Annotated in this window: 11 protein-coding genes; 5 read left to right on the forward strand and 6 right to left on the reverse strand. The window is 72.0% G+C overall.

What is annotated here, in order from left to right; genetic code table 11:
• Together PLL68_RS09265 and PLL68_RS09270 are read right to left on the reverse strand one after the other, a co-directional pair.
• A partial coding sequence (locus PLL68_RS09265; RefSeq protein ID WP_324533479.1) for an FGGY family carbohydrate kinase occupies positions 1-1,030 on the reverse strand: 1,030 nt, incomplete at its 3' end.
• Positions 1,031-1,047: 17 nt separating this feature from the next.
• A complete protein-coding gene (locus PLL68_RS09270) occupies positions 1,048-2,097 on the reverse strand; it encodes an SGNH/GDSL hydrolase family protein (RefSeq protein ID WP_324533480.1) in 1,050 nt (349 codons plus the stop codon).
• Between the two features lie 143 nt (positions 2,098-2,240).
• On the opposite strand from PLL68_RS09270, the gene PLL68_RS09275 reads away from it, so the two are divergent.
• Positions 2,241-3,131 (forward strand): ferredoxin family protein, encoded by an 891-nt coding sequence (locus PLL68_RS09275; RefSeq protein WP_324533481.1) that lies wholly within the window; start codon positions 2,241-2,243, stop codon positions 3,129-3,131.
• 1 nt (position 3,132) lies between these two features.
• On the opposite strand, the gene PLL68_RS09280 is transcribed toward PLL68_RS09275, so the two are convergent.
• A complete protein-coding gene (locus tag PLL68_RS09280; protein WP_324533482.1) occupies positions 3,133-5,259 on the reverse strand; it encodes a DUF998 domain-containing protein in 2,127 nt (708 codons plus the stop codon).
• 37 nt (positions 5,260-5,296) lie between these two features.
• On the opposite strand from PLL68_RS09280, the gene PLL68_RS09285 reads away from it, so the two are divergent.
• Both PLL68_RS09285 and PLL68_RS09290 read left to right on the forward strand, forming a co-directional pair.
• The gene (locus PLL68_RS09285) at positions 5,297-5,968 is read left to right on the forward strand and encodes an HAD family hydrolase (protein ID WP_324533483.1); all 672 of its coding nucleotides are present in this window, start codon (positions 5,297-5,299) and stop codon (positions 5,966-5,968) included.
• 72 nt (positions 5,969-6,040) lie between these two features.
• Entirely contained in the window at positions 6,041-7,717 is a 1,677-nt protein-coding gene (locus PLL68_RS09290; protein WP_324533484.1) for an FAD-binding dehydrogenase, read from the forward strand.
• 68 nt (positions 7,718-7,785) lie between these two features.
• Here the strand turns inward: PLL68_RS09290 and PLL68_RS09295 are convergent, their stop codons facing one another.
• Positions 7,786-8,436 carry a bacterial proteasome activator family protein gene (locus tag PLL68_RS09295; RefSeq protein WP_324533485.1) on the reverse strand — a complete coding sequence of 217 codons (651 nt, stop codon included), beginning with the start codon at positions 8,434-8,436 and terminating at the stop codon, positions 7,786-7,788.
• Positions 8,437-8,551: 115 nt separating this feature from the next.
• Here PLL68_RS09295 and PLL68_RS09300 point away from each other — a divergent pair, with 115 nt between their 5' ends.
• Positions 8,552-9,187: a hypothetical protein gene (locus PLL68_RS09300; RefSeq protein ID WP_324533486.1), complete on the forward strand. Its 636-nt coding sequence runs from the start codon at positions 8,552-8,554 to the stop codon at positions 9,185-9,187.
• Positions 9,187-9,417: a helix-turn-helix domain-containing protein gene (locus tag PLL68_RS09305; protein ID WP_324533487.1), complete on the forward strand. Its 231-nt coding sequence runs from the start codon at positions 9,187-9,189 to the stop codon at positions 9,415-9,417. Before PLL68_RS09300 ends, PLL68_RS09305 begins: the two co-directional genes overlap by 1 nt.
• A 36-nt stretch (positions 9,418-9,453) precedes the next feature.
• On the opposite strand, the gene PLL68_RS09310 is transcribed toward PLL68_RS09305, so the two are convergent.
• The gene (locus PLL68_RS09310; protein ID WP_324533488.1) at positions 9,454-10,194 is read right to left on the reverse strand and encodes a class F sortase; all 741 of its coding nucleotides are present in this window, start codon (positions 10,192-10,194) and stop codon (positions 9,454-9,456) included.
• 101 nt (positions 10,195-10,295) lie between these two features.
• Positions 10,296-11,126, reverse strand: coding sequence for a DUF4397 domain-containing protein (locus PLL68_RS09315; protein WP_324533489.1), 831 nt, complete (start codon positions 11,124-11,126; stop codon positions 10,296-10,298).
• Positions 11,127-11,315: the final 189 nt, after the last annotated feature.

The raw sequence follows: 11,315 nt of genomic DNA on the forward strand, positions 1-11,315 counted from the left end.
TGGCGTTCGGCAGGTTCGGCGTGCGCTCCCCGTCGAGGTACGGCAGCAGCGTCAGGCCGCCCGCACCCGGCGCCGCAGCCAGCGCCAACCGGTCGAGACCGGCGTGGTCGGTGTTCAGCATCGCGGCGCCCGCACCAAGCACGCGCGCGGCGTTGAGCGTGCACACCAGAGGGAGGAAGCCGCCCTCAGCATCGGCGAACGACTGCACCGAGCCGCTCGGATCGGCGCTCGCGGCGTCGGTGCGGGCGAACGCGGTGCCACTCGTGCCGAGCGAGACGACGACGTCACCCGGGGCCAATCCCAGCCCGAGCGCCGCCCCCATGTTGTCGCCCGTTCCGGCCGCCACGAGCAGGCCGGATGCCGTGTGGCCGACGACCTCGGACGGCCCCGCCACCCGCGGCACAGCCAGCTTCGCACCCCGGGTGGCGAGGGTGAGCAGGTCCTCGCGGTAGGACCGGGTGCCCGCCGACCAGTACCCGGTGCCCGAGGCGTCGCCGGCATCCGTGGTCCACGCCCGTGGCCCCGACGACCCCTCGCCGAGGATGCGCCCGGTCAGCCAGTCGTGGGGGAGCACGCACGTGGAGGCCCGGGCCAGGTTCTCGGGTTCGTGGTCGGCCATCCAGCGCAGCTTGCTGACCGTCGTGGCCGCCACCGGCACGACCCCGGTGGCGTCGGCCCAGGCCTGCGCGCCGAGCTCGGCCACGAGGTCGTCCGCCGACCCCGCCGAGCGGGTGTCGTTCCACAACAGCGCCGGCCGCACCACGGCATCCGACTCGTCCAACAGCACCATCCCGTGCTGCTGCCCACCGACGGCGATCGCGCTGACGCCGTCGAGGATGCCGCCACCGCTCGCCTCCTGCCACGCCGACCACCAGTGGCGCGGGTCGACCTCGGTGCCGTCGGGGTGGCCGGCGCGACCGGTGCGCACGACCTCACCGGTCACCGCGTCACAGACCACCACCTTGCACGACTGGGTGGAGGAGTCGACTCCGGCGACGAGCGGGCGATCGGTCTGGTTGTCCGTGGGCACCCCGCGACGGTAGCGCGTCAGCGGGCCGCGAACTCCGCTGCCTGACGCGCCGAGTAGACGCGGTCAACCGCGTCGATGCTGGCCCGGCTCGACAGGTCGACCCCGGCCTTCTTCGCGGCCGCCTTCGCTGCGGGGGTGCTCAGGTCGGGTGCGAGCACGAGCGCGGGCTTGATGGCGCGATCGGATGCCGCGTAGCGCTTCTGCTGGTCGGCCAACCTCTTCGTGGAGCCCTTGGCCGTGGTGAGCAGCGCCGCGGTGGCGGTGACGGTCGAGCCGGTGAGGTACGGGCTGACCGTCGGGGTGTAGCCGCTCGCCTGGCCGGTGCGGTTCGGGTGGTAGGACTCCTGGATCGGGTTGGACAGACCGTTGATCCACTCCGAGCTGGAGCACACCGCGTGCCCGACGAACGGGGTCGTGGGGTCGGCGAACGAGAAGCCCGCCGCGGTGGCACGAGCGCGGGTCGTGGAGTTGACCAGGTCGGCCATGGCGTTCAGGCGGGTCATCTCGCTCGCGGAGAACCACGTGAGCAGGTTGCAGTCGACCCCGTTGAAGATGTGCGGGTACCCGACGACGGTGACCTTGGCCTGGGGAGCCCGCGCCTTGATGTTGGCGTAGAGGGTGTTCAGGGCGCCGGGGAGGGTCTGGTTCACGTAGGCCTGGGCCTTGTCGATGGCTCCGTTGCAGTTGCTCAGCCACGCCGGCTGGGCGCACGTGGTCAGCACGCTCGCGAAGCCGGCGTCGTTGCCGCCGATCGAGATGCTCACGTAGGCCGTGCTGGAGCTCAGGGCGGAGAGCTGGGTGTTCGAGACGTCGGCGATCTTCGCGCCCGAGCAGGCCCGGAAGTTCAGGTCGTACCCCTTGGCGGAGGCGATGAGCGACGGGTAGGCGTACACCGAGCGCAGGCAGCTCGTGCCGTCCGAGATGTAGCTGCGGGTGCCGGTGCCCGAGGAGTAGCTGTCGCCGAGCGCGACGTAGGACGGGTTCGCAGCGTGGGCCGGTGCGGCCGAGACCACGAGGGCCGCGGTGGCGGCGAGGGCTGCGGTGGACAGGGCACGTCGTCGGGCCATGGGGTTCTCCTCTAATCAGCAGGATCCTGCGGCGCACCCAGCGTCCTCCCTCGCAGCCCCCTGCGTCGAGACCCAACATCCGCGGAGTCAGGTGCACCCCGCGGGGATGAGCGGGACGGCATCCGCCGCGTAGCATCAGCGGAGTGGCCCTGACTGATCTCTCGCGCTGTTCCGTCGCCTCGCGTCACCGTGGCGACCCGCTGGCGGGCAGTGCCCCCGTCGCGTCGCGCTGGCTGCTCATCGAGCACCAGGGTCCGTGGGCGAAGAAGCCGCTCACCACGCCTCCGCTCACGGCATCCCTCGGTGCCGAGATCGAGCGGATCTGCGCGTTGTTCGGGGGCAAGGTCCTGCTCGTGCGCCGCCCCGGCCGGCGACTGCCCGGTGAGGACCCCCACGCGTGGTTCGCGATCGACACCATCAGGCGCACCCGCGTCAGGGGGACGTGGCGGACCGCCGACGACCTGCGCGAGGCGGCTCACGCCCTGGGGGTGCCTCTGTCCGGCAGCGACGAGGACGCCGACCCGATGGTGCTCGTGTGCACCCACGCCACCCGTGACGCCTGCTGCGCGGTGCGTGGCCGGCCGATCGCGGCGACCCTGGCCAAGGCCCTGCCCGAGGAGGTCTGGGAGTGCACCCACCTCGGTGGGCACCGGTTCGCCGGCACGCTGCTGTCACTGCCCGACGGGGCCTGCTTCGGCCAGCTCGACCCTGACAACGCGCTGGCCGCCGTCATGGGACACCGTGCCGGGCGCACCGATGCTCGCTTCCTGCGCGGCACCACCCGATGGGACCCGCCCGTTCAGGCAGCCCTGGCCGCGGTGCTCGCCGAGCACGGCCCGGCCGACCTCGACGACCTCGTCCCCGGAGCCGCGGACACCGACGGGGACCACACGACGGTCGAGGTCTACGGCCGCGGATCGCTGCCGCCCCGCGTGGTCGTCGACGTCGTGCGCGAGGCCCTGCCCGACGCCCCGCTCAGCTGCGGGGACGTGCCCAAGGCCCACGTGGCCCACCGCGCGACCCTGCGCCCCTGACTCAGGGTGAGGGGGCGGAGGCCGGCAGCACCGTGGCCGTCGTGAGCGGCTCGTCGCGAGAGCACACCCGCTCGGGGTCCACCTCGCGCCGGTCGATCCGCGACCCGTTGACGAGCTGTACCCCGTCATAGCTCGGCCGCCCCTCGATGACGTTGCTGTACCGGTAGCGCGTGAGCGTCGCGAGTCGGCAGTTCGTGCCGAAGGTCAGCACGTCGAAGGCCGACGGCTGCCCGACGAGCTCCTCCCCGGGGGCCTGCTCGACGAAGTGGTTGACCGGCCCCCCGCCGGTGAAGGTGCCGACCTGCACGCGGTTGCCCTCGAGGTCGGTGGAGTGCATGTGTCCGTTGACGAGCACCCCGCCCACGACTCCCTTGAGCGCCCACGGTTCGTGGCTCACGACCACGTCGGATGCCGTCCGCCCACCGAACGCGGCGACGAAGGCTTCGCGGGCGGGCACCTGCTTCGCCGGTGAGCCGGTGCCGGAGTCGCCGAACCAGCGGGGGTCGTTGAACCCCGAGATCGTGATGCCCCCGATGGTGGCCTCGGTGTACTCGCCGGGCGTCGGCTCGAGCAGCACGACGTTCGGCACCTGCGCGAGCCGGGCCAGCACGGCGGTGTCGGTCGCGCTCGTCGCGTCGTGGTTGCCCCGGACGAACAGGTAGGGCACCTCGAGGGACTCGATGCCGCTGAAGATGCCGGCCGCCTCACCCTCGGCAACCGTCCCGAAGTTGAGCAGGTCGCCGGCGTCGATGACGACGTTCACCGACTCCTCCTGCACGATCGTGCGCATCAACGAGTACTGGTTGCCGCCGTGGATGTCGCTGACGAGCAGGGCGCGCAGCGCGGTGTCGGCCTCGAGGGGTGCCGCCGAGTACTTCTGCTGCAACGCCGTCGACAGGGCGATGACGTTGCGCAGGTACGGCGCGACCTGGGTGGCCCGGGCCTCGACGTCGGACAGGATGCCCTGGTTGCGCTGCAGGGTGCCGAGGATGCCGGTCGAGGTGAAGGTCTCCTGGCGCTGCGGCTGGTAGGTCGCGTACAGCGAGGCCGCCGTCAGCGCGGTGGCCAGCACCCACCCCGTGCCGCACGCCACGACGAGGGTGAGGCGGGGGCGACGGCGGCGCAGCACGGCATCCGCCCCCACGACCGCACCGATCAGCACGAGCCCGCCGATGGCGAAGCGCAGGAGGACGTCGACGGCCACCTCGCGGATGGCCTCGCTCAGCTCGGCCGGACCGGGTCGCAGTGACGCGAGGCTGACGTTGGGGCGGGACAGCTCGTCGGCGATGCTCGCGTTCACCTGTGGCACGGAGCGGATGCCGGGGGCGACCCCGGAGAAGCCGAGTTCGAGGTCACCGAACGCCGTGGTCGCGAGGATCTGGCCGAGGTGGGTCGGGTCGGGGTCGAGCGACACGGTGGCCTGGTAGTTGCGGGTGTGGGCCGTCGCGGGGGCAACCGTCGTCGCGATGACACCGGCGGCGACGCAGGTCACGGTCACGGCGAGCACCCCGAGGCCCTGAAGGACCCGACGTGAGCCGATCCGGTGGCCTGCCCACCACCACACCCCGATCGCCGTGACGAGCGGCCAGATCACCGTCAGGGCGGCGACCACCCGTTCGTGGAGCCCGAAGGACGCGCTGCTCAGCCCCAGTCCGAGGCTTGCGACGGATGCCGTGAGCGCCACCGCCGCCGTGCGCGCGACGCGCTGGGTGAGGACTCGCGGGCCGCTCTCGGTAGCGGCGAACCACGGCCAGAGGCCGAGCAGGACGAAGGATGCCGTGGCGACCGCCGTGTGCGCAGCGGAGGACTCGGCGCGCGAGGGCAGCGGGACGGCGGCGACGAACAGGGTGGCGACGCCACCAGCGGCCAGGATCGCGCGCCCGGTGCGCTGGGCTGCTCCGAGGGCCCAGGCCGTGACGACGTGGGCCAGCCCCGTCACCACGAGCGCCGCGGTCATCACCCAGCGGTGCGGGGTGACCGAGGCGGCGAGGGCGCTGATCGTCTCGGACCGGGCATCGAAACCCCCGGGTTGCAGAGCGGCGGCCCACGTCCATCCGCCGACGAGCGCCGCGACGGCGACCGTCGCACTGAGCACGGCGGTCCGGGGCCGCCCCCTGCGTGCGGGCATGGGGTCAACCCTAGGTCGGGCACCTAGGGTTGACCCCATGCCCGGTGCCTCGTCAGCGTTCGACGCCCCGTTCAAGGGCGTGCTCCTCGACCTCGACGGCACGCTCGTCGACTCGATCGCCGCGGTCGAACGGTCGTGGCTGCGGTGGTGTGGTGAGTTCGCCGTCGACCCCATGCGGTTGCGCGGGATGCACGGAGTGACCGCCGCCAACGTCATCGAAGGGCTCCTACCCCCCGAGGTGCGCGAGCAGGCCCACCAGCGCATCCGCGAGATCGAGGTGGCCGACGTCGACGACATCGTCGTGCTGCCCGGAGCCGCCGAACTGCTCCGGGCGCTCGCCGACGCCTCAGTTCCCACGGCCATCGTCACGTCGGGAACGCGCGACCTCGCCGAGGCGCGCATCGCGGCGACCGGGCTGGTCCACCCGCCGGTCGTCGTCACGGCATCCGACGTCGAGCGCGGGAAGCCGTGGCCCGACCCGTGGCTCCTCGGCGCGCGCCTTCTCGGGGTGGACCCGGGGGAGTGCCTGGTCATCGAGGACTCGATGGCGGGGCTGCGGGCGGCACGCGAGGCCGGATGCCGTGGCCTGGTCGCGGTGACGAGCACCACCACGCCCGAGGAGCTTCGTGAACTGGCCGGGGTCGTCGTCCCCGATGTCGCCCACCTGTCGACCCAGGTCGAGCAGGGGCGGCTGCGCGTGCACGTCTGAAGCGTGGGCGAGGTCACTGCCTGAGGGTCCTGTCCGGGGCCCGACGCTCGAGGTCGCCGCTAGGGTGCACCAATGGATGCCGACGTCGTCGTCGTGGGTGCCGGCCTCGCCGGACTCGTCGCCACGTGTGAGCTCGCCGATGCGGGCCGCTCGGTGGTGCTGCTCGACCAGGAGAGCGAGGCCAACCTCGGGGGTCAGGCCTGGTGGAGCTTCGGAGGGCTGTTCCTCGTCGACAGCCCGGAACAGCGCCGCATGGGCATCTCGGACTCGCTGGAGCTTGCCTGGCAGGACTGGCAGGGCACCGCGGGCTGGGACCGCCTGACCAACCCCGACGGCAGCCCCGGGCCCGACCACTGGGGGCGGCAGTGGGGGCGGGCCTACGTCGAGTGGGCTGCCGGTGAGAAGCGGTCGTGGTTGCGCGAGCGCGGCATCTCCTTCTTCCCGGTCGTAGGCTGGGCCGAGCGGGGGGACGGCACGAGTGGCGGGCACGGCAACTCGGTGCCGCGCTTCCACATCCCGTGGGGCACCGGCACCGGGGTGGTCGCGCCGTTCGAGCAGCGGGTGCGCGACCACATCGCGGCCGGCCGGGTGATCTACCGGCCGCGGCACCGGGTCGACCAGCTGGTGCGCGCCAGTGGTGTGGTGACGGGGGTTCGGGGGTCGGTGCTGGCACCTGACGCGTCTCCCCGCGGCGTCGCGAGCAACCGCATCGTCGAGGGTGAGTTCGAGTACGGCGGCCAGGCCGTCGTCGTGACCTCCGGCGGCATCGGCGGCAACCACGACCTGGTCCGGGCCAACTGGCCGCAGCGGCTGGGAGAGGCTCCGGCCGACATGCTGACCGGCGTGCCGGCCTACGTCGACGGGCGGATGCTCGCCATCACCGAGGCAGCCGGCGGCGCCGTGGTCAACCGGGACCGGATGTGGCACTACGTCGAGGGCGTGCGCAACTGGGACCCGGTGTGGCCGGGCCATGCCATCCGCATCCTCGCGGGGCCGAGTGCGATGTGGTTCGACGGGCGCGGGAATCGGCTGCCTGCGCCGTACTTCCCGGGGTTCGACACCCTGGGGACGCTGGATCACCTCCAGCACACCGGTGTCGAGCACTCGTGGTTCATCCTCAACCGGGCACTCGCCGGCAAGGAGTTCGCGCTGTCGGGGTCGGAGCAGAACCTCGACCTGACCCAGCGCCGCTACCGCGACGTGCTGAAGCGGCCGATCACTGCGGTCCAGCCGTCGGTGCAGGCGTTCCTCGACCACGGTGAGGACTGGTTGACCGCCGACACCATCGGTGAGCTCGTCGCGAAGATGAACGAGCTGACCCCGCACGCACCGCTCGACCCGGCGCACATCGAGCGGCAGGTCGTCGAGCGCGACCGGCAGGTCGACAACGCGTACACCAAGGACGCGCAGGTCGCCGCGATCCGGGTGGCTCGCGGTTACCGCGGCGACAAGCTGACGAAGCGGGCCTTCCCGCTCCATCGCATCCTCGACCCGAAGCGCGGCCCGCTCGTGGCCGTGCGCCTGCGGGTGCTCTCACGCAAGACGCTCGGCGGGTTGCACACCGACCTCAGCGGGCGGGTGCTCGACCCCTCGGGTGAGCCGGTGCCCGGTCTCTACGCCGCGGGTGAGGTCTCCGGGTTCGGCGGTGGTGGCGTGCACGGGTACCGGGCGCTCGAAGGGACCTTCGTCGGCGGCTGCCTGTTCTCGGGTAGGGCTGCCGGTCGCGCGGCCGCAGCCGCCACCTCCTGACCCGTTCCCGGATCGACCAATAGGTCAGTCTGGGGACGACGACGGATGCCGGTTCGTCGCGTGATCCCTCAGAGGTACTGACCGGTGCCCTCGGCGTGACCGGGGGCACCGGGGCCGTCCGGCACCGGCTGACCGTGGGGCATGGCGCCGGAGGGCGGGCCCGCGGGGTGCGACGTGCCCGGCGGCAGGGCCCGCATCTGCTGCAGCTGGGCCTGGGCGGCCATCTGCTGGGCGACGAGCGCCGTCTGGATGCCGTGGAACAACCCTTCCAGCCACCCCACCAGCTGGGCCTGGGCGATGCGCAGCTCGGCGTCGCTCGGGGCCTCCTCGCTGAACGGCAGGGCGATGCGCTCGAGCTCCTCGACGAGTTCGGGGGCCAGTCCGTCCTTGAGCTCGGCGATCGAGCGGCTGTGGATCTCGGCGAGCCGGGCCCGGCCGCGCTCGTCGAGCGGAGCGCTGCGCACCTCTTCCAGGAGCTGCTTGATCATCGAGCCGATCCGCATGACCTTGGCCGGCTGCTCGACGAGGTCGGCCGGGTTGCTGGGGCGCTCGCGGCGTTGCTCGCGCTCGTCGTGGGGCTGCTCGTCGTGGTGGGCGACGCCCATGCCGTCGGGGGTGACGACGACGACGCGCTCGCCGTCGCTGGTGACGGTCGCGGGGACGACCTGCTCGTCGGTCGAGGAGTCCTGGTCGCCGTTGGGGGTGTCGTGCTCGCTCATGCGCCCATCCTGCCCCACGGCATCCGGCCCCACAGGGTTGACATCGACAAACGATGTGCATATCGTCAATCAGGATTATCGAAAGTCGATATGTGACACACGAGAGGCACTCCTCATGGACCAGAGCACGACACCCACGACGCCCACACCGAAACCCCGTCGGGACTGGTTCGCCTTCGACCGCAGCGACCGCTGGGGCATGGGCATCCTGCTCGGGTTGGTCGTCGTCATCACCGTCGCCACCAGCATCGTGCTGCCCATCCTGCGCTGGGCTGACGGCGACGGCATCCCCTTGTCGTTCCTCAGCGACGTCACCGTGCCCGAGCTCGATGCGGTCGGAACCTCCTACGGTGTCGCGGCCTACGACGTCACGCTGGCCGATCCCACGGTCGCGCAACGTCTGCTCGACCTCGCCCCCGGCGTGTTGATCGTCGGTCTCATGACCGCCGGCAGCCTGCTGATCGTGGCGGTGATGCGCACGATCGCCGCAGGTGACCCGTTCGTCGCCGCCAATGTCCGCCGCATGCGCCAACTCGCGGCGGTGCTGCTCGTCGGGCCGTTCTTCACCCTCTTCCTGTCGATGTCGGTGCACGGGGCACTGCTCAGTGACGTAGACCTCGGCGGCCTCGGGCTCTCGGTCGTCCTCGACATCCCCTGGCCGTGGTTCATCGCCGGCATGGTCGTCGCGCTGCTCGCGGAGGCGTTCAAGGCCGGCAGCCGGCTGCGCGACGACGTCGAAGGCCTCGTCTGATGCCGGTCGACGAGCCGCACCGCGTCACCTGCCACCTCGACCGACTGCTCGCGGAGCGCGGCATGACCTTGGCGGCCCTCGCGGATGCCGTGGGCGTCACCGTCGTCAACCTCTCGGTGCTCAAGAACAACCGAGCCAAGGCCGTCCGGTTCAGCACCATCACGGCGATCTGCGACGTGCTCGAGTGCCAGGTGGGGGACGTGCTGAGCGTCGAGCGCGAGGTGCGCTGACGGCATCCGATCAAGCCGCCCGCCCACGGCATCCGATCAGGAGACCGGGGTGGCCGTGACGACGATGTTGTCGCGGTGGCTGCGCAGCTCGCGGTTGTACTCGCCGCCGCAGGTGATGATGACGAGCAGTGGATCGCCGTCGCGGGCGAAGATCTCGTCGACCGGAAGCGCCTTCTTGAAGATCCGCTCGCGGCCGGCGATCTCGTACTCGTGCTCCACCCCGTCCTTCGTGGTCACCGTGACGCGCATGCCGGGCTCGGCCTTGCGCAGCTGCGACAGTGCGCCGGGTCCGGCCTTCTGGGTGGCGACGTGGCCCGCGATCACGGTGTTTCCCTGCTCGTCGTCGGGGGCGGGCCCGTACTGGTACCACCCGACCCTCGTCGGCTCGGCGGGGATGACCATCGCCCCGTCGTCCTGCACCCCCACCGAGTACACGGTGGCGTCGACGTCCAGGTCAGGGATGACCAGCCGGGTCGGGGGCGAGGCCGCGTCCTGCTGGGCGTCCAGCGACGCATCCCGTGCGGTCGCCGTCGGCAGGGTGCGAGGAGCAGATGCGGTGGGCGTCGGAGAGAGCGAGGCGGATGCCGTCGGGCTCGCGGTCGCGGTCGCCGCGGAGGTTGCGCTGGTGGAGGCCCTGACATCCGCCAGCGCCTGACCCGCGGATGCCTCCGGCTGCCGGGCGAACCACACGGCGAGCACCACGAGGGCGAGCACGCTGACGGCGGCGGCACCTGCTGACAGAGCCGTCCAGCGACGCGGCGACGAGTGGGTGCCCATGTGCTCTTCTCCTCAGAGTCGTGGCCAAAGACGTGTGACGAACGCCCGAGGGCCCGGCCGTGCCGGGCCCCCGGGCGTCGCGGGGTACTCCGGGGGCGACGTCAGACGGTCTCGCGGCGGGCGCGGGCCGCGGCACCGGCCGCGACGACGGCACCGAGCACCGCGACCCCACCGAGGGCCAGTGGCAGCACGTCGGTGCCGAGGTCCGCGGTGCCGGAGGGGACGCTGGACGGCGTGCTGTGCAGCCCGTCGATGGTCTGCACGGCGACGGCGAGGTTCTCGTCCTCGAGCGAGCCCCACGCGTAGACGATCGTGGCCGCGCCCTCCTTGACGGTGACGTCGGCCGGGCCGATGACCGGGTCGGTCGTGCCGGTGGCGGCCACCGACGCGGAGACGGTGCCCGCGGCCAGGTCGGCCTTGGCCTCGTTGGGGTTCGTCAGGTTGGTGAAGACGGGCTCGCCGCCGGCGAGGACGTCGACCGCGGGGGCGGCTGCCGTGTGGCGGACGATGAGGCGACCCTCACCGGCATCCACCTTGCTGACGTCGTTGACGAACGGAGTGAGCACCGGGGCGCCGTCGGCGTTCAGGTGCGCGGCGATGCTGATGTTCGCGCCGTCGGGCACGGTGACCCCTTCGGCCTTGATCGCCGGCTCACCTGACGGGTCGGCGTCCTTGGGGAAGACGGCGAGGTTGTAGGTGCCCCCGGGGATGGAGACGGGCTTGGTGACCGTGCCCGGCTCGAAGTCGGTGAGCAAGGCCTCTTCGGCGGTGTAGGTGGTGTCCGCCGAGGCGTACACGTCGACGATCTGGCCGGGCACGCCGTGGACCACGACGACGGACGCGTTCTCGGCGGCGACTGCCGGCGTGGCCAGCATGGTCAGCGGCGCGGCGGCGAGAGCCAGGGCGGCGGTGGTGGCAAAGGTCTTGCGCATGACGGTTCCCTTCGGTGGATGAGTGGGGCAACACCACTACTTCCGTCGTCAGGGCCGTGCGGATGCGCACCGGCGCGATTAGTTTCTGCGACAACCTCTGTCAGGGGTGTGCGCCGCCGCTCGCGAGTCGTCGCAGGGCGGGCTGGGATGCCGTCGCGAGGGCTGCCGCCGTCAGCGCCGCTCCCACGG

The sequence above is a fragment of the Ornithinibacter sp. genome, assembly GCF_035443565.1.
In the GTDB taxonomy this organism is placed as follows: domain Bacteria; phylum Actinomycetota; class Actinomycetes; order Actinomycetales; family Dermatophilaceae; genus Fodinibacter.